The sequence below is a fragment of the Nostoc sp. CmiVER01 genome (genome assembly GCF_034531135.2).
Taxonomy (GTDB): domain Bacteria; phylum Cyanobacteriota; class Cyanobacteriia; order Cyanobacteriales; family Nostocaceae; genus Nostoc.
Genome location: NZ_JAVRBU020000002.1, coordinates 483,748 through 502,176 on the forward strand (window position 1 = coordinate 483,748; position 18,429 = coordinate 502,176).

The 18,429-nt window shown below is 41.8% G+C and carries 14 protein-coding genes and 1 pseudogene; 6 read left to right on the forward strand and 9 right to left on the reverse strand.

The features are described 5' to 3' along the window. Positions 1-173: 173 nt before the first annotated feature. Positions 174-1,823, reverse strand: a complete 1,650-nt coding sequence (locus RMZ43_RS04770) for a Ppx/GppA phosphatase family protein (protein ID WP_322654490.1) — start codon at positions 1,821-1,823, stop codon at positions 174-176. 500 nt (positions 1,824-2,323) lie between these two features. On the opposite strand from RMZ43_RS04770, the gene RMZ43_RS04775 reads away from it, so the two are divergent. After that, complete coding sequence (locus RMZ43_RS04775; RefSeq protein WP_322654489.1) at positions 2,324-3,205, forward strand: 4-hydroxybenzoate solanesyltransferase; 882 nt, start codon at positions 2,324-2,326, stop codon at positions 3,203-3,205. Between the two features lie 173 nt (positions 3,206-3,378). Continuing rightward, positions 3,379-4,146, forward strand: coding sequence for a DsbA family protein (locus RMZ43_RS04780; RefSeq protein ID WP_322651283.1), 768 nt, complete (start codon positions 3,379-3,381; stop codon positions 4,144-4,146). A gap of 376 nt (positions 4,147-4,522) precedes the next feature. On the opposite strand, the gene RMZ43_RS04785 is transcribed toward RMZ43_RS04780, so the two are convergent. After that, a complete protein-coding gene (locus RMZ43_RS04785) occupies positions 4,523-4,972 on the reverse strand; it encodes an acyl-CoA thioesterase (RefSeq protein WP_322654488.1) in 450 nt (149 codons plus the stop codon). A gap of 13 nt (positions 4,973-4,985) precedes the next feature. After that, a complete protein-coding gene (locus tag RMZ43_RS04790) occupies positions 4,986-5,591 on the reverse strand; it encodes a TetR/AcrR family transcriptional regulator (protein WP_322654487.1) in 606 nt (201 codons plus the stop codon). 833 nt (positions 5,592-6,424) lie between these two features. On the opposite strand from RMZ43_RS04790, the gene RMZ43_RS04795 reads away from it, so the two are divergent. Further along, a complete protein-coding gene (locus tag RMZ43_RS04795) occupies positions 6,425-7,222 on the forward strand; it encodes a sulfite exporter TauE/SafE family protein (RefSeq protein WP_322651280.1) in 798 nt (265 codons plus the stop codon). Between the two features lie 50 nt (positions 7,223-7,272). Here RMZ43_RS04795 and RMZ43_RS04800 read toward each other — a convergent pair whose 3' ends face one another. Next, positions 7,273-7,935 (reverse strand): cadmium resistance transporter, encoded by a 663-nt coding sequence (locus RMZ43_RS04800; protein WP_322654486.1) that lies wholly within the window; start codon positions 7,933-7,935, stop codon positions 7,273-7,275. A gap of 211 nt (positions 7,936-8,146) precedes the next feature. Here RMZ43_RS04800 and RMZ43_RS04805 point away from each other — a divergent pair, with 211 nt between their 5' ends. Then, positions 8,147-9,964, forward strand: coding sequence for a hypothetical protein (locus RMZ43_RS04805; protein ID WP_322651278.1), 1,818 nt, complete (start codon positions 8,147-8,149; stop codon positions 9,962-9,964). A gap of 167 nt (positions 9,965-10,131) precedes the next feature. Then, positions 10,132-10,839: a cadmium resistance transporter gene (locus RMZ43_RS04810; protein ID WP_322651277.1), complete on the forward strand. Its 708-nt coding sequence runs from the start codon at positions 10,132-10,134 to the stop codon at positions 10,837-10,839. Positions 10,840-11,309: 470 nt separating this feature from the next. Here the strand turns inward: RMZ43_RS04810 and pruA are convergent, their stop codons facing one another. Then, positions 11,310-14,330: an L-glutamate gamma-semialdehyde dehydrogenase gene (pruA, locus tag RMZ43_RS04815; RefSeq protein ID WP_322654485.1), complete on the reverse strand. Its 3,021-nt coding sequence runs from the start codon at positions 14,328-14,330 to the stop codon at positions 11,310-11,312. A 329-nt stretch (positions 14,331-14,659) separates the two neighbouring features. Between pruA and RMZ43_RS04820 the strand changes: the two genes are divergently transcribed. Then, entirely contained in the window at positions 14,660-15,322 is a 663-nt protein-coding gene (locus tag RMZ43_RS04820) for an HD domain-containing protein (protein WP_322654484.1), read from the forward strand. A 96-nt stretch (positions 15,323-15,418) separates the two neighbouring features. On the opposite strand, the gene RMZ43_RS04825 is transcribed toward RMZ43_RS04820, so the two are convergent. From RMZ43_RS04825 to RMZ43_RS04840, 4 genes and pseudogenes are all read right to left on the reverse strand, one after another. Next, the gene (locus RMZ43_RS04825; RefSeq protein ID WP_322654483.1) at positions 15,419-16,147 is read right to left on the reverse strand and encodes a HEAT repeat domain-containing protein; all 729 of its coding nucleotides are present in this window, start codon (positions 16,145-16,147) and stop codon (positions 15,419-15,421) included. A gap of 170 nt (positions 16,148-16,317) precedes the next feature. Then, the gene (locus tag RMZ43_RS04830; RefSeq protein WP_322654482.1) at positions 16,318-17,160 is read right to left on the reverse strand and encodes a HEAT repeat domain-containing protein; all 843 of its coding nucleotides are present in this window, start codon (positions 17,158-17,160) and stop codon (positions 16,318-16,320) included. A 25-nt stretch (positions 17,161-17,185) separates the two neighbouring features. Continuing rightward, positions 17,186-17,398 (reverse strand): annotated as a pseudogene (locus RMZ43_RS04835) (phycobilisome linker polypeptide); the annotation flags it as partial. A 122-nt stretch (positions 17,399-17,520) separates the two neighbouring features. Further along, the gene (locus RMZ43_RS04840; RefSeq protein WP_322654481.1) at positions 17,521-18,390 is read right to left on the reverse strand and encodes a phycobilisome linker polypeptide; all 870 of its coding nucleotides are present in this window, start codon (positions 18,388-18,390) and stop codon (positions 17,521-17,523) included. Between the last annotated feature and the right edge of the window lie 39 nt (positions 18,391-18,429).

Below are 18,429 nucleotides of genomic sequence, written 5' to 3' on the forward strand. Positions count from 1 at the left end.
TTTGTTTTTGAACTATTTCTTTAGGTAGTTTATTTATTCATCCTTAAGTAGGATGAAAATTTAAATGTAATTTTGAAAGCAAATGCATAAATTAGATATGATTTGTAATAGCGCATATATGTGCGTTTATACATTAAGCGGGCGCGTTACACTGCGTTAACGCACCCTACTTTCTAAGACAATTTAGCAACGCTAGACTTTTCTAAAGTCGCTACTAATTTCACTCCAAATTCTTCCTCAAATACTCCTTTTTTATAGTCTAAGCTCCAAAGTTCTAATCCACAATCATCATCAGGTTGAGATGGGAAAACCAGTAAATTCACCTGCTGAAATTGTTCATAATATTCACATTGTACTTGCGCGATCGCACCAATTTGTCGCCTATCTAATGCTACAGCCAATCTTAAAATTGCACTCAATTGACTGACCATTTGTCGCTGGTGTTTATTCAGCAAAATCTGGGAATTTTCATGTTTTTTCTTAGGCGGCGATTTGCGATGATAACGCGCTAAATTGGCTATGATTTCAATCTCAGTTTCTGTATAACCGAGTAATTCACCATTGCGAATTAGATAGTAAGAGTGCTTGTGGTGAGACGAATGGCTGACATAATGACCGCAATTGTGTAATATCGCAGCTGCCCACAGCAATTGTCGCTCGTCTGATCCCCAGTGGTGTAACGTACCTTGAGTTTGGTCAAATAAACTCTCGGCAAATTTTGCCACGCGATCGCTATATTCTAAATTGACGTGGTATTTATTAGCAAGTTTTAAAACATTCCGTTCCCGAACTGAACTTTGGTAGCGCAGCTTATCTTCAATTAAACCGTGGGTTAGCATCCAGTCTACTATTACACCTTCTCGCAGTGAACGCTCACAAACTGTAACCGATTCCGTACCCAAAAGGGTCATTGCTTCCTGTAATATGACTGCACCAGCGAGTATAACTTCAGCCCGCTTCTCTGGCATACCGGGAATCGCAGCCCTTTCTGAGTAACTCAGTTTCCGCAAGCGATTTACCAACTCTTGCAAGTCTTTAAGACTGAACTGGTAGCCATTAAGAATCGAAGGAATAACATCCGATTTTTCTCGTGCATGAATCATCGCCAGCGTTTCAATTGTGCCAGCCGTACCCACCAAACGGGGAGACTCCCCAGACTCTAAATTTGCTAGTACCTCATCCACAGAACGTTCTAACATCCCGCGTGCGTAGGCTTGCAGGTATTGAAACTCAGTGTTGCTGATGGGGTCGGTGTTGATTAACTCGCTAGTTAGTCGCACTGCACCAACTTTGGTACTGGTGAGAGTGCGTGCTTGGTGACTATCGCCCAAAATTAACTCTGTGGAACCACCGCCAATATCAATAATCATGTGGGGTTGGTTGTTAAATTCCATCCCCGACAGCACGCCAAGGTAGATTCGTCGCGCTTCTTCTTGACCAGAAATCAAGTCAACGCTTAAACCCAATTCCGTTTTTACTCTGTGCAAAAAATCTTTACCATTGGGTGCTTCTCGCACAGCGCTAGTTGCCACAGCAATGGTACTTTCAGCATTGATAGTTTTGGCAACTTCTTGAAAGCGTCCTAAGGCTGCGATCGCTTTTTCAATGATCTCTGGTTTTAGTTCCCCAGTCTTAAGATTGCGATCGCCTAGTCTGACAGTTTCTTTTTCTCTAGCGATAATGCTGAAAGCTGGTAATGTGGGATCAATCTTAACTACTACCATGTGTAGAGAATTTGTTCCCATGTCAATGGCAGCAATAATCCGGTCTTGCTTAGGTGGTTGAGTTGGAGCACTCTCCCAGCTAGAAGCTAAATTCAGCATCTAGTTTCTCTCTTTATAAGAAATAATGGCAAACGGTGGTATGTCGGGGTAGCTGGCACTGATATTTGTTGCAACACACTAGTACCGAAAGGCGGAAGTCACCCATTTAAAAGTCAAAAAGCTTTAATTTTGGGCTTTCTGGCTGTAATGAAATAGTAGGTTTATTTCCGCCGACCTGTACTAGCTCAAACTAAGTAGTGAGTAATAAGTACTCAGCATTCTTCATCTTTGATCGAGGGTAACTGAGCTAAGTATATGCACCCTACTGCTCCTAACCTAGTGACTATTTAAAAATATTTAAAGTTGCCACTTGAGGTTATGTTTTTACAAATAACAAATAACGTTATTCTATAGATGTAAAGAAGTGTAAATTAGGGAATAGGGAATAGGGAATAGGAACTAGAGAAAAGTTTTCTTAATACGCAATCCCAAATAAACAATGCCCTCTTTGCACTCCCTATACCCTACTCCCCATTCCCCACTCCCCACTCTCCATTCTTATGTTAAGGACGCCAGAACGCCCCCAGAAACCAGTTTGGCTTGTAATTGTCCGGCTTTTGCGCTGGCATAAACCAGAAGGACGGTTAATTTTAATGATTCCTGCCCTTTGGGCTGTTTTTTTGGCAGCTTCTGGGAAACCGCCTTTACCTCTGGTTGGTGTGATTATATTAGGTACTCTGGCTACGAGTGCCGCCGGATGTGTAGTCAATGATTTGTGGGATCGGGATATAGATCCAGAAGTGGAGAGAACACGCGATCGCCCTCTCGCTTCTCGCGCCTTATCCGTGAAAGTTGGCATTGTAGTTGCGATCGTCTCCCTAGCATGTGCAGCTATTTTGGCATTTTATCTTAACCCCCTGAGTTTCTGGTTATGCGTGGCAGCAGTGCCGGTAATTTTGCTTTATCCAGGTGCAAAGCGGGTGTTTCCTGTACCGCAACTGGTACTTTCAATTGCTTGGGGTTTCGGCGTGTTGATTAGCTGGAGTGCAGTCACACAAACCATTTCCCAAGCAACTTGGTTACTTTGGGGCGCGACTGTACTATGGACATTGGGATTTGATACAGTTTATGCTATGAGCGACAAGGAAGACGATCGCCGCATTGGTATCAATTCTAGCGCTCTATTTTTTGGGAATTATGCCCCTGTAGCTATTGGAATTTTCTTTGCTGGCACAATCTTGTTATTGGCTTGGTTGGGTATACTCATACATCTGCACTTAGCCTTCTGGATTAGCCTTGCAGTTGCTACTATCGGATGGGTTTGGCAGTCTGTGCGATTAACACAGCGAGACTTACCTAATCCTGTTTATGGTCAAATGTTCCGCCAAAACGTCTGGATTGGTTTTATTTTACTTGCTGGGATGATTGCTGGCTCTTTTTAAATTGAAGCTTATATCAAGTCCGCGTAATTAGTTATACCCCACCCCTAGCCTTTCCCCGGAGGCGGGGTGGGGTTCTTAAGGTTTAATAAGTAATCAAGCGGACATGATATTACTCTTAAGTAGAAGCGAATACGTGTCTATGGCTGAAACAAAAAATATTTATGAGTTTTTGTATGCGTACATTCTTTGATTGTTTTACTCTCTTATTTCAATATCTACGTACTTGGACAGCAATAAGTTTACTAGTTTTGGTTGTTACTTGGTCATTTCCTGCACAAGCTGCTAGCCGCATTGATCCACAATTTGAACAGCAAGTATTACAAGTTATCCGTGACCATCCAGAGGCAATTATCGAATCTGTTCAAGCCTATCAACAGCTACAACAACAGAAAGTCAAGCAAGAACAGCAAGGATTTTTACAGGATTTAAAGACAAATCCTCAAACCGTGATTGGTGACTCTCCCACTACAGGTTCAACTAAATCAAAAACTTTGCTAATAGAATTTTCAGATTTTCAATGTCCTTACTGTGCTGAGGCGCATAAAACATTGAAAGAATTGTTAGCAAAATATCCAGATAAGATAAGATTAGTTTACAAGAATTTACCATTAGTTTCAATTCATGCTGAAGCATTACCAGCTGCAACAGCAGCTTGGGCGGCATATCAGCAAGGCAAATTCTGGGAATATCATGATGCGCTATTTACTAATCAAAAGCAACTAGGTAAGGCATTATATTTAGATATTGCTAAAAAGCTCAACCTAGATTTGGGTAAATTTAAACGCGACCTGACTCTTGCTAATACCGCAATTACAAAAGATATTCAACTAGCTGAGAAATTGGCTGTTTCTGGCACACCTTTTTTTGTAATTAATAGTCCAAATTTTTCAGGAGTGGTGCAGCTAGCAGATATCGAAAGTATATTGAATAGTGCTAAGTAAATTGGTGTGTTTGAAAATAGCCCTCATCGTTTCAACAGCTAGACGCAAATAAATTAAAGTTTGTAGTAAGGACTTTAGTCCTGATAAATCCTATGAGCGATTCATCGCTCACTACGAACTAGAATTTTATTGTATTACCTTAAAAAGGCTTGCTCTAGTTCCCTCCTTTTTAAGGAGGGTTAGGGAGGATAAAGTCTTAATACCATTTCTTTGTGAGGCTGCGCCAAACCCTCTTAAATTCTTTCTTTCTTTGTGTCCTACCCTGCGGGAAGCCACTTCGTGTCTATGCGTCCTTTGTGGTTCGTTTTTCTTTCTTGTACTTAAATATGGTTGAGCGCATCTTCATACAGAATTGGTATAACTCAAGGGTATTACTTTATAAAGAGTCTTTCAAATTCTCTTTTTGATGCTCGAAATATTTATTCTGTAATTCCTCTGGAATAGGAATAGGACGACTATTTTGTAAACTAACAAAAGCGCCTTTTTGAGTAGCTACTGCTGCTAACTTATTGTTAGATAAAATTTCCGCTTGTACAGTCCACTTTAACCGTCCTAAATTACTCAACCATAAACGTCCAATTACTTGATCGATAATCTTTATCGGACGTTTATATTCAATTTCAGTTCCAGCTAAAACAGGCGCATATCCTTGCTTGATTTGTTGATTGAGTTGCCAGTGTTCATCTAAAAACTTTAAACGTAAATCTTCTAGCCATCTGATATACACAATATTACTGACGATTCCCATAAAATCAATGTCGTATGTTTTTACAGGAATTTCTAATATTACTTCTAATGGTCTATGAAAGTTATTATTTAGCAGCATTATTTTCTATACCTTAATTTTTGGCATACATTCTTAGGTGAGTCTCTAAATATTCATTCAAGTGATTAATCACCCTCTGCATGTGAATTGAATCTCCATAAAGCTTGCTCATCATTACTGCTCCTTCTAATGTTGCAATTATGATAGTAGCGATTTCATCAGCACTAACTTCAGGGCGAATTTCACCCTTTTTAATTCCCGTTTCAACAATTCGACGAATCAGATGCAGCCAAGAATTCATCGCTTGTTGAGCGCGTTCCCGCAACGCCGGATGAGCATCATCACTCTCCACAGCAGTATTCAAAAGTGGACACCCTCCCTTGATAGGTGGATTTTCTGTAAAGGTACTAAATATGCCAATGATTGCTTGTAGACGTTCTACTGCGTGGCGTTTGCTTCGTAATGCTAATCTAGTATGCTGATGGATACGAGCGATCGCAAAGTCAAAAGCTTGTAACGCGAGATCATCTTTGCTTTGGAAGTGATTGTAAATTCCTCCTTTCTGCAATCCCGTCACACGCATGATGTCTGACATTGATGAGCCTGCATATCCCTGTTGGTTAAACAGTTCGGCTGCTTGGTGGAGAATTCTGCTTTTTGTTTCCTCGCCTTTGGACATTACAGCGATTTTTAGATGAATGGACTATGAGAAGTGGGAATTAAATTGAAAATTGCTGTAAATAAAATATTACCGACCGAATGGTTTGTTTAAACTTAGCGCGATAAGTCCTTTAAAGTCAAGTATTTTTCAGTGCTGAGTTCTTAACTACGCATTGGGCATGGGAAAGAGGACTTGGGGACTCTTGAGAATTGGGGACAAGGGGAAAGACTTGTTGGAAGCTCTAAACTTTTGTCACCTTGTCCCCTTGTCCCCTTGTCCCCTTGTCCCCCTGCTCCCCACTCCCCACTCCCCATTCCCTCTTTATCCAGATATTTCGCAAGATACAACACAAATACGCTGGACGTTTGCTCATGCTTACAAGTAAAATACGGTAAGTGCATCGCCTTACCGGCTTTTACATGTAAAACCGCAAAAAACCAGTTATAAGTTGAATTTAGCAGAGCAACTGACCCATAAGCAGTTATCACAGCCTGTTTCAGCTAAGTGCCAGTTCTCATGCTACCAAAAACTTCCAGGCAGGTTTTAAGTTGTCCAGGAATCCTCTGCTCTAACTTTTAGCTGGATAAACTTTGTGTAACTCATCCCTAGAGAAACACAGTAACTTGCCATCACTAGCTCTATATACGACTGGGCTATAGTTTGGCACAATTACTGCTCTTTCGCAGTGAAGCTTTAGCTGATTTTCAGTTATAGCTGCTCCTAGTTAAGTCAGTGAACAGTTATTAAGGCTTTGTTTGGAGATTTAAACCCTATGTTGCTCACTTAATAGAAGTGGGAGACTCAACAGGACTTTGATAACTCATAACTGATTGTTGAAACCCCCGAAGAGTATGGAATATTTATTACTACCGTTCTTGAGCTTTTTTGTTGGCATCATAGTTGGTTTGACGGGAATTGGTGGAGCCTCTCTCATCACCCCAATGTTGATTTTTGTTTTTCAGGTTCCGCCTTCTATCGCTGTAAGTTCTGATGTTGTAGCTGCCACATTGATGAAAATTGTTGGTAGCGTCAAGCATTGGGAACAGAAAACCCTTGACACAACAGTTGTTAAATGGCTGGCTTTTGGGAGTGTTCCAGGCTCACTGTTCGGCGTGGGGATTTTGCACTTTCTTAAACGTACAGGTGAATATAGCCTGGATAACATCTTGCTGCGTTTGCTTGGTGTGATGATTTTGCTAGTCACAGTATTAGCACTAGTGCAATTGCTACTATTAACTTTTTTCCCCAAATTTAATTTACCTGAACTGCCAAAATTAGACTTAGAAACTAACTCTGGTAGGTGTATAACAATCACTTTGGGAGCAATTTTAGGCTGTTTAGTTGGTTTAACTAGTGTCTCATCAGGTTCAATGTTTGCCCTGGTGCTGATTGGGTTTTTCCGGCTTGATGCACGGAAGTTGGTAGGTACAGATATTTCACACGCAGCAATTTTACTACTGTTTACTGCCCTCGGCCACCTCAGCCTGGGAACAGTTGATTGGAGTCTGGTAGTACCTATATGGCTAGGCTCTGTTCCAGGGGTGTTAGTAGGCGCTAAAATCTGCCAGGTAGCTCCGCAACGCCCACTACGATTTATAATTTATACCATCTTAATGATGGTGAGTTGGAAATTAGTTCATCAAGTGTAACCAATTTTAGATTTTCAATCCCAAATCCAGCATCCAACATCCAACATTGATTAACTTTTCACCCAAGGTAGTAGAGTGAATGTACCTCGCTCATACATAATGAACAGACCCAAGCCAATTAATACAAAAGGTACGACAGCTTTGCCGTAGCGACTTAAAATATTAGCAATGGTAGGTTGACGGCTTAAAAAATAAGCGATCGCACACCAAACCCCTACCATGATAAAAAATATACTTAGAATAACTCCCAAGCTGGTAAGATCGTGACCAGCGAATAAAGGGATATATATACTAATATTGTCACCACCATTAGCGATCGTTACTGCCGCTACTTTATAGGTTTGGGGGTGTAAAATACTCAAAATAAAAGATAATACAGGATTACTAGGTGTAGACTGCGTAAAATCACTACTGACTGTCTGAACTGTTGTAGTTTCTTCTTTTCTAGATACTAATTGTTGAATTCCAATTACTATTGGTAGCAGTCCCAGCAATCCTATCCATTCTCGCTGTACGACTAAGCCACCAAAAAATCCTGGTAAGCTAGCGATGATAATGGCTGTGAAACCCAGATATTGACCGAGTAAGATATGCCGTCGCCGAAAATTAACATCTACCTGTGAAAAAAATATTAACAATATAATGATGTCATCTATGTTAGTGGCGATGAAGGCAATTATCCCTTCACTGAAGGCTGTACCTATCTTACTCATCCTGGATTTTTAGAACTTATGATTTATCACCATATCAAATTCACTAATCGGTAATTCAGTTTAAATCCCCCACCAAATTATATTTTTTGGTGGTTTATAAGAAAGTTGGCATCTAAATTCCCAACTCATTTCATTACGAATTATTTTAACCTTCTGACACAACTAAGCTTTAAGATGACAAAGTAATTATTTTCAATGAGAAAAGTTGTCAATGCCTAGACTTACGGTTCCATTTAATTTCATCGGGACTTCTAGTATCGATACTATTGTCGCAGAAGAGTCAAATGCATCTGTGGCGATTGGTATTGATATTTTAAATGGAGGTGTGATTAGTACATTTTCAGGAAACGACAGTATTACTGGTACTGGTAAGCCTAACACAGGTGGTAAGCCTAAGAAACCTGTTACTGGCATCGGCATCAATAATAGTGGTACTCTCAATGCAGGGGATGGAAGTGACATTATCACTGGCATCGGCACTGGCTTGAAATTTATAGGCACTGGCATCAATAACAGTAGTAGTCTCAATGCAGGGAGTGGAATTGGCATTAGCAACAGTGGCAGTTTTGATGCAGGGAACGGAAATGACACTATCACTGGTACTAACGCTACTACAATCGGCATCAGCAACAGTGGCAGTTTTGATGCAGGGGACGGAAATGATACTATCACAGGCATTGCTACTAGTAGCATTCGCATCCGTATACTGGGTATTGTAAAGGATGTTAAAGACGGTAAAGGCGCTACTAGAACGGGCATCAGCAACAGTGGCAGTTTTGATGCAGGGCATGGAAATGACACTATCACAGGCATTGGTACTGGCGGTATTGGTGTCACGGACGGCTATCAGGCAGGCGATGTTTCTAATGTTTCTAAAGCTGGCGACGGCGGTGCTGGAATCGGTATCAGCAACAGTAGTAGTTTTGATGCAGGGCATGGAAATGACACTATCACAGGCATTGGTACTGGTGGTAATGGTCGCCAAGGTAGCCCCTATATCGGTGTTGGTTTTTTAAGTTACAGCACCAAAAGTGGCGATGGCGGTGCTGGAATCGGCATCAGCAACAGTGGCAGTTTTGATGTAGGGGACGGAAATGATACTATCAGTGGCACTGGTACTGGTGGTACTGGTGGTACTGGTTCTGCCTATGGCACTACTTCTGATTACATTATCAATGGCGAAAACGGCGACGGCGGTGCTGGAATCGGTATCAGCAACAGTGGCAAACTAAATACTGGCACAGGAGAAGATACGCTCATTGGTATTGCTACTGTCGGCAGCAGGGGCAAATATACAATTTATCCTATACCTGGGCTTATTAATCTTGGGTCTGGCCAGCTTATTAAAGATGACACTATCCCCATTGCACAGAGCATCAGCCCTACTAGCATTAGCAGCCAGAACAAGAACATCGAAAACGCCACCATCATCACAGAACCGAGCAAAAGCAGCATAGGCACTACTACCATCGGTATCCAGAACATTAAAAAAGCTGTTATCACAACTGGTGAAAACAAGGACACGATTAAGGGTTCTGCAAACAGCTTGGAAGCAAACACCCTAGCCTATGGCATCTTCAATGACGGCATCATTGATACTGGTAATGACCATGACATCCTCACCGGACAAGCAACAACCACAATTGGTGGTACTGCTTATGGCATTTATGGGCAAGGAATCATCAGAACTGGCGATGGAAATGACAAAGTTATCGCTACCAGTCATATTGATAAAGTTCAACAAAAAGTCACTATTGGTGGCGGTATCCGCTTTGAACTAGGGACTGGAAATGACTATTTCAAAGGATTCGGGTCAGCAATTGTTGATGGCGGGAGTGGTTTTGACACCCTTAATGTGAAGGCTTTCAAGCGTTCTGAAGTTAGTGTATCTGGTATTATTTCTGGCAAGAGTCTAAACCCTGCCAACATTACCTTCAACAACAATGGAAATCTGATTACCCTTTTGACAACTGGCTTTGAAAATTTTATCTTTGCAGATAGCTCTTTTTCTTACAGCAGTTTGGCCTGAAACAAGAATTACCACAATTCAATTACACATCTAGTAAAAAAGAATGTAGAGAGGCAGCAGTGCTACGTCTCTACAAGCGTTCTGGATAATGTATATTTAATTTCTAGAAATGTCTAGAGTGAGATGCTCCCTGCAAGATAAAAGCATATCTATGTTTATCTTAAAATATGAACGAGTTAGTTACTGCAATTACTACTGGGACAATTGCGTTCATTGCCACTAATATTGATGATATTGTCATTCTATTGTTGCTTTTTTCTCAAATAAATGCTACCTTCCGCCGTAGGCATGTAGTTGTCGGTCAGTTTCTAGGTTTTACAGTTTTGTTAATTCTTAGCCTTTCGGGTTTATTTGGTGGGTTAGTTTTATCAAAAAACTGGATTGGATTACTTGGTTTACTACCAATTGCTATAGGTATCAGCAGCTTAGTTAATAAAGAAGAAGATGCATCGGAGGAGGTTGTAGCTACAACTGAAGAATCTGAGGCATCAAACATTACTATCCTATCTCCTCAAACTTACAGCGTAGCAGCCATTACAGTTGCAAATGGTAGTGACAATATTAGTGTCTATGTGCCGTTATTTGCTAGCAGTAACTTAGAGAGTTTTGTGATAATTATTGGATTATTTTTTCTACTGCTAGGAGTATGGTGTTATGCGGCATACAAATTAATTAACTACAAAGTAATAGCCGATGTATTAACTCGCTATGGTAATAATATTGTACCTTTTGTTCTTATAGGATTAGGCGCTTTTATTGTATTAAAAAGCGGAGCTATGAACTTAATAAAGCTAGCTGCTAGTTGTTTCTGTTTGATGATTTTGGTGAAAAATAATGAAAGTACTGATGAAATTGGCGAAAATTCTAGTAGATAATCAAGCCAATTTTAGACTTTTCATCAAAATCTAAAAAATCGGTTTCACGAAAAACGATTGCTCCTTGGGTAATATAAGGTGGGCATTACCCACCTTACAAGCTTTAACAAGTGGTGGGGGTTTAATATCATGTCCGCACAATTAGTTATGCTAATCATAGTCACTACACCCCATCCCCAATCCCTCCCCGCTTGCGGGGAAGGGAGACAAAGCGTAGCTTTGGCGGGGTGAGGTTATTCGAGTTTAATAAGCAATTAAGCGGACATGATATAAGTTCCTAGCAATACCGTTTCACTTTAAGGTTGATACATTTAGGCAAGCAGGGGAGCAGAGGGGAAAGAATTTGTATCAGGATTTTAGTGAAATGGTACAAGACAGGTAGTAGGTTTTGTGTCGCGGTTAAATCTCCATTACAAAAGGTAATTGCGTTCGCTTTTAGCGTCTCGTAGAGAGCATTATTACGAATTAGTTCACTCAGCACCTTCAATTGGTGCAAAACCTTGGCGTTGAATATTTTCTGTTACCGCGCGTGGTTCGAGGAATTGCAAGAGGTAATCAGGGCCGCCTGCTTTAGAACCGACTCCAGAAAGTTTGAATCCACCAAAGGGTTGCCGCCCCACGATCGCTCCTGTAATATTGCGGTTAATGTACAAATTCCCAACTTCAAACTCTTCCTGCGCCTGCTGAATGTGCGAAGGTGTTCTAGAATAAAGTCCTCCAGTTAAGGCGAAGTTTGTCCCGTTGGCGACTGCTAACGCTTCCTGGAAATCTTTCACCCGAATCGCTGCCAGCACAGGGCCAAAAATTTCTTCCTGGGAAATTACCGCATTTGGCGATACTTCACTAAAGATCACAGGCCCGATAAAATATCCTTGTTCGGGTGCTGGTAATTCCAAGGCTAATTGTGCTTCTGCCTTACCCTTCTCAATATACTCGCGGATGCGATCGCGGGCATTAGCATCAATCACTGGCCCAACTTGTGTACTTGGTAACTCTGCTTCCCCAATATTCAAGGATTTTGTCGCTTCCACCAACCGTTGCACAAAGGCATCATAAATCGGTTGCAGCACAATCACCCTAGAAGCAGCCGAACATTTTTGTCCACTGTAACCAAATGCCGACTGTACTACACCCACAACTGCTTGGTCTAAATCAGCACTTTCATCTACAATAATCGCATTCTTGCCACCCATTTCAGCAATCACTCGTTTCATGTGCTTTTGTCCAGGTTTTAAGATTGCCGCCTCTGCGTAAATTCTACAGCCGACTTCTTGGGAACCCGTAAAAGCAATTACATGAGTATCTGGATGATTTACCAAATAAGCGCCGACTTGTGAACCCTTGCCAGGTACGTATTGAAATACACCTTTAGGAAAACCAGCATCTACCAAAATTTCTGTGAGTTTTGCCGCAATTACAGAAGATGTTTCCGCAGGTTTGAGGAGAGTACAATTGCCTGAAACCAAAGCTGCAACGGTCATTCCACAAGCGATAGCTAGCGGAAAATTCCAAGGGGAAATCACTACAGCAATACCGCGTGGTTGGTAGATATAATGATTAGTTTCGCCAGGTATGTCATAATTCACACCTTTATCTAACCGTTCTATCTCGTCAGCGTAGTACCGACAGAAATCTATCGCTTCCGAAACTTCTCCATCAGCTTCCTTAACAGGTTTCCCAACTTCCAACACTATCCAAGCTGAAAGTTCGGCGCGGCGGAGTTCCATCAAATCACCCGCTTTCCGCAAAATATCAGCGCGTTGTTTAGCTGGTGTTTTCCGCCACCCAGGAAAGGCAGCTTTAGCAGCTTGCATCGCCTGTTCTGCTTGTTCAACGCTAATCAACCCAATCTTACCAACTACCTCACTGAAATTAGAAGGATTGAGAGAATCAACAAATTCCGGCGGATTAATATACTCGCCATTAATTAGGGGTAAATAAGTTTTACCAAGTTGTTGACGAACACTTTGAAAAGCTTGCGCCATCTTTGTTCTTACCTCTTCTTCAGCATAATCAGTATCAGCAGCACCGATAAAATGAGAGTTAGTAGAGACGTGATTAATCGCGTCTGTACTTTGGAGAGACGCGATTAATCGCGTCTGTACGTTCTTTTCCTCTTTGACAATCGGCGGCGCTAATAATTCTTCAATTGGTCGATTTTCGAGATTTTGCCGTAAAAAAGAACTATTAGCGGTATTTTCTAACAATCGCCGAATTAAATACGCCATCCCAGGTAATAATTCACCGTAAGGACAGTAAACTCTGACTCGATAACCCTTGTCAACCAACGCCTTGGCAACTTTATCACCCATGCCGTAGAGGACTTGTAATTCAAAGCGACGGCGGGGGACATTTAAACTTTCAGCGATGGCAATGGCGCGAGAGTGCGATCGCACGTTATGGCTACCAATGGCAGAATACACATATTGATGATTTTCTAATAACAACTGAGTGATGGTTTCAAAATTAGCATCAGTTGCCGCTTTGTCGTTGTAAACTGGCTGTGGCCAATGCTTCTGCGCTGCTTTGATAGTTTCCTGATCCCAATATGCGCCTTTTACTAAGCGGATTGTCAGAGGATAACCACGTTCTTTCAACCAGGAAATTACGTCTTTAGTATCTTGCTCGCTATCACGCAGATATGCTTGAATGGTTATCCCAACGTCTGTGCGTTGCCGAAACTCTTCTTCTAAAAGTAGTTTTTTCAAGATGCTAAGAGTTATATCTTTATAGGCATACTGTTCCATATCAAAATGGACAGCTGCGCCTAATTCTTTAGCACGACGTAAGAGAATCCGAATGCGATCGCTAACTCGCTCTTCACTACCTTTAGCATCTAATGGATCAAATTGGGAATAAAATGCCGTTAACTTAACAGAAACCTGAACTTTTGGGATTGCTTCGCCATCAGCCTCATCAATAGCCGGGATAGCTACCCAATTCTTCGATGCTTCCACCAATTGTTGCATTAATTCTAGATAGCGTTCTAGATAAGACTGCGCTTCGGCTTCGGTAATTACTGCTTCACCAAGTAAATCGATGGTGAAAGCCATTTTCTCTTTTCGCAATCGTTCAACTGTTTTGATGACTTGTTTAATATTTTCCCCAGAAATATATTTATGAGCAAGAGTTTCAACGGCTGTACCAACGGTTGTAGCAGCAACTTGTCCTGGCATCGAATCGGGATTAGCAAAGTTTAGCATTCCCTTTAAAGCTGCCGGTAATTCTACAGACTCATCTCCTAAATATTCTTGTAAATGTGAGGCAATTTCTGATTTACTGTGTAAAGCAGGTAGCGTATCTATAAACCGAAATAGTTGCACCCGTAACCCAGGATTACTCATCGCCCAAGCTAGTAATTTATCATCCCAGCGCATTTGATCCCGCAGGGAAGAAAAAAACGAACGATTTTCCTGCGTTGCTGCTAGAAGTTGTTTAGCAATTTCTTGGGTTTTAGCTTCGTAGGTGCTTGTCTGTACTTGTAATACCACTGATAATAAACTCCTTAATTAAGGCAAGGCTTTTTGGACAAAGTCTGTGTCTTCTATTTTGACGCTTTCATATATCTAGTGGGGAGTGGGGAGTAGGGAGTGAGAGCAGGGGAGCAGGGGGACAAGGTGACAAAAGTTTAGAGCTTCGCTTCCAACAAGTCTTTCCCCTTGTCCCCAATTCTCCTTGTCCCCAAGTCCTCTTTCCCATGCCCAATGCCCAATTCAATAACAAGTGTTATCCTTTTGTTGATCTATTTCTAACTTGATTAGACAGATGTTGCAGCACAAGAGATTAGCTCAGTCATACTAAGAGTGTGAATACTACATTTATGCCTACAGAAAACCTCACGCATATCTTATTTTCTAACTGGCAACACACACTCCAACCCTTTGGTGTTGACCAGGTAGCGGCTGAGAAAGCTTTTAATGACTTGATTGCAGCTTACTCTACCCCTGGTCGCTATTACCATACACTCAAACACATTGATCGCGTTTTCAAAACAATTGAGATTTTGCAAGGCTACACTACCAATCTAGCTGCTGTTCAACTAGCTGCCTGGTTTCATGATGTAGTATATGACACTCAAGCTCAAGATAATGAACAACGAAGTGCAGACTATGCTTTTGATCTGCTAAGTAATTTGGGTATTCCAGAAAGTACTATAACTATTGTCACTCGTATAATTCTGAACACTAAAGACCACCAAGCTGCGGTAGATGACTATGATAGCCAAGTTCTACTTGATGCCGATTTAGCGATTTTGGCTACTAACCAAGTGCACTATGGAGAATACGCCCATGCCATTCGCCAGGAATATGGCTGGATGGCAGAGGCGGATTATATTACAGGTCGTCAGCAGGTTTTAGAACGATTTTTACAGCGATCGCATATCTACTTTACGCCTTTAATGTCAGAGTTTGCTGAACCATGTGCCCGTGGCAATATCCAGGGAGAAATTCAAAGTCTCTCTGCTTTTGGAAGAGAGAAATAAAAGTGAGTTTTTCCAGATACTGTGAAAAGTCAGCTATGCACTCAACGACAGACTTGTATTCCATGCAATTAGAATCGGCTATAAATTTTGAATTTTTTACCGTCTGCTATCGCCACGATGAGCTACTTCAGTGTCTTGTAGTTTCATTTTAGGTGCAAAAACTTCTTGATGTTGTTGCAGCTGTTGCGGCTGAATTTTTTCTTGTGCAAACTTGACACGGGTGCGAACTCCAAGATCAACATCTGTATCGAGCATGTGTTGAAGTTGATTTTTAATCCGCGACGCTTGATCGGGTAAAGTAGCTGCTATGGCAATGGCTAGTGTTTCTAAACTTGTCACTGCTGCATAGCGCACTACCCACTCTGGATCTTGAGAAATTAGTAATAGCGCCTCTAATACCTGAGTTTGAATAGATTCTAGTTTCTCAGGCGGTACTTGCTGCCAACGCAAAGTGCCTAATCCCCTAGCAGCTGCCCGCCGCACACTCAAAGAAAAATCGGTCTTTGCTGCCTCTAACAAGGTATCGAGCGCCCGGACATCGCCAATTCCCGCTAAGGCACGAATAGCCCAGGCTCTAGCACCATAGTTGTAGCCATCAATTAGTTGTAATAGTGGCTGCACTGCGGCTTCCCCGATCGCAATCAGCCCATCTACCGCCGCCACTGCTGCCCCTGGATTGTTGTAACCCAAAGCTGCAATTAGTGTAGGAACACCTTCTTCTATACCAGATGCTGCTAACTCCTGAACTGCGTCTAATAAACGATCCGAGGAATCTGCTTCTTCTACAGCACGGATCAATATTTGGGCCAGATCGCTGTTATTCATAATAATTCTTCTTCAGTAATGAGTCGTCAGCCAATTGTAGCTTGAGCTATCCGTAGTTGGCATCATACATAAACCCCCTAGCCCTGATTTTAGAGTGAGCCTGGGGGTTGATGTGTAATAAAAATTTGGTTGTAACGTATTAATAAAAACTGATTATCTAGAATTTATGACTACAACAGCGAGTCCATCAAATTCATCACTTTAATCGTACCTTCTGAGAAAGTGCTTGGTATTATGTGATTTACTTGATGTTCTAGTAATCCTTTAAGAGAAATTAGCTTGAGACTATTTTCAGCAAGAGTCTGTGCGATCGCATCTGCTGCGGGTAGATATCCAATCGCTCCCAAATCTGCTAAAACTGCTCGACGCAATTGCAATTTCTCTCCCGCCAGAGCTTGTACCAGCCGTTCTCCATAAACTGATTCTTGGGTTAATTGATACATGGCTCGTGCAGCCGAATATTGCACCAATTCAATTGGATGTTCTAAGAATGCTTTTACCAAAGGGGCAAACTCAGTCGCCCTCAATGTTCCTAAGGCTTCTAAGATGGCGTCGTAGGGTTGAGATAAATCAGGCTGTGATATGAGCTGCTCTCCCTGCAAACCTACTGCTAATAGCTTGATTAGCGCCGGAATACAAACCGGATCACCCAGCATCTCTAAGGATTGTACCGCCGCTTCCCGCACATAAAAATCTGAGCAGTCTGAACACTTAATCAGAGGTGATACTGCCTGGCGATCGCCAAGTTTCCCTAATGCTCTAGCTGCGTTGCGTCGCAGAGGATATCCGCCTTCTGGTGTCCTGTCCGCTTCATCCTCTAACGCTTTGATTAGTGCTGTAACCGCAGCTGGTTCATTTATACGAAACTTGCCCAACCACCAGGCAGCATAAAATCGCAAGCCTAAATCTGCACTTTCAAGATTAGCTAGAGCCTGCTCTACAGTTAAAGATCCACCGTCGCCATTGTCAACTGTCAGTGATAAATCTTTAATGTTCTCCAGACTGGGATTCATGGTTGTGTTCGCTATGTGTTGTATCAGCGTTCAATGCCTGAATGCCGACTATTTTGCCACCCAAGCGAGTAATGCGCTGCATTTCCTGATTCATTCGGTTCTCAGGCACTGTGTAAAACACAGAGGCACTAGAACGAATCGGATAATTAGTTTTGTCGGTTTCTTCGCTTTGGCGCAGACCCACTACTTCATACCGAAAGTAGCGACTACTTGTTCTACTACTAATTTGTCCAACCATAAAATTAATTTCCAATTCTAAATTGTTATTAGTCTCAGTTCGCGCACTCTTTCCTTTGCGAGAACTTCTGATGGTCTGAGCCTTCGCTCAGACTTCTCTCTTTGTCCTTATGATTATTGACACTAAAGTGGTTTCACACTGGCTATTTTGCCACCTTGTTTTACCACTCTCTGGAAGTAAGTAGATAGTTCTTCATAAGGTATAATTACCGCTTGATTGACCCGGCGTGTGCTAGGATACCCGGCTCCAAAAACACCTGCAACTTCAATGCGGTAGAGTCTGCCTTCTTTGCCGAAAGTCCCTGCACCACCGAAAGTACTGTTGGGGGTAACACCTTTTTCAGGAGCGACGTAGGAAAAACCGGAAGGGCCACCAGAGGGAGGAACAACAACGGATGCACCATTACGACCAAGTTCGCTAGCAAGACGGGAGGACTTGCCTTTGAGTTGAGAGGTATCGCTACTGGCATAGCCGCGATAAAGTTGGAATATCCGGCTAAATCCTACAGTTTTTTGTCCTGTTTGGGTTTTAAAGCCACGATAGTAAGGCACAATGTTTTCACCAAAGTTGGATTGATACTCTGGCGAATCAATATAAGAATCTATGTCGGCTTCATATCCCTTGGTTTGGTACAAGTCCAAATGATAGACCACATCAGACTCATCATAAGGGGCACGACCCAACAAATGTTTATAGTTCAGCTCGATGACGCGAGTTTGGAAATTGTCGTAGAAAAATTTGGATTTGTACAGTTCTGATTTAGCTAGTTGACGCACAAACTCTTGCACTGTAATTTTTCCATCGCGCAGGATAGATTCAGCACTTGTGAGACGGTCAGATGTCAAAATGTAGTTGTTGCCTAAAACTTGACGATAGATGGCAGCAATTACTCTCTCAATGTCTTCTTTGGTTGCATTTGAACGCAATTCCACAGGAGACTGATCATTAAAAGGTTCTGTTCCCAGACGAGAAGCTGCTGTTGTAATAGCCATTGATAATTTTCCCTTTTTAAGTTAGTAGTTGGGAAAAGT

What these genes read in the sequence shown, in the direction of transcription:
- RMZ43_RS04770 (WP_322654490.1), bottom strand. Translation starts at nt 1,823, where the DNA reads ATGCTGAATTTAGCTTCTAGCTGGGAGAGTGCTCCAACTCAACCACCT.
- RMZ43_RS04830 (WP_322654482.1), bottom strand. Translation starts at nt 17,160, where the DNA reads ATGAATCCCAGTCTGGAGAACATTAAAGATTTATCACTGACAGTTGAC.
- RMZ43_RS04810 (WP_322651277.1), top strand. Translation starts at nt 10,132, where the DNA reads ATGAACGAGTTAGTTACTGCAATTACTACTGGGACAATTGCGTTCATT.
- RMZ43_RS04780 (WP_322651283.1), top strand. Translation starts at nt 3,379, where the DNA reads ATGCGTACATTCTTTGATTGTTTTACTCTCTTATTTCAATATCTACGT.
- RMZ43_RS04785 (WP_322654488.1), bottom strand. Translation starts at nt 4,972, where the DNA reads ATGCTGCTAAATAATAACTTTCATAGACCATTAGAAGTAATATTAGAA.
- RMZ43_RS04805 (WP_322651278.1), top strand. Translation starts at nt 8,147, where the DNA reads ATGCCTAGACTTACGGTTCCATTTAATTTCATCGGGACTTCTAGTATC.
- RMZ43_RS04840 (WP_322654481.1), bottom strand. Translation starts at nt 18,390, where the DNA reads ATGGCTATTACAACAGCAGCTTCTCGTCTGGGAACAGAACCTTTTAAT.
- RMZ43_RS04795 (WP_322651280.1), top strand. Translation starts at nt 6,425, where the DNA reads ATGGAATATTTATTACTACCGTTCTTGAGCTTTTTTGTTGGCATCATA.
- RMZ43_RS04790 (WP_322654487.1), bottom strand. Translation starts at nt 5,591, where the DNA reads ATGTCCAAAGGCGAGGAAACAAAAAGCAGAATTCTCCACCAAGCAGCC.
- RMZ43_RS04825 (WP_322654483.1), bottom strand. Translation starts at nt 16,147, where the DNA reads ATGAATAACAGCGATCTGGCCCAAATATTGATCCGTGCTGTAGAAGAA.
- RMZ43_RS04800 (WP_322654486.1), bottom strand. Translation starts at nt 7,935, where the DNA reads ATGAGTAAGATAGGTACAGCCTTCAGTGAAGGGATAATTGCCTTCATC.
- RMZ43_RS04775 (WP_322654489.1), top strand. Translation starts at nt 2,324, where the DNA reads ATGTTAAGGACGCCAGAACGCCCCCAGAAACCAGTTTGGCTTGTAATT.
- RMZ43_RS04820 (WP_322654484.1), top strand. Translation starts at nt 14,660, where the DNA reads ATGCCTACAGAAAACCTCACGCATATCTTATTTTCTAACTGGCAACAC.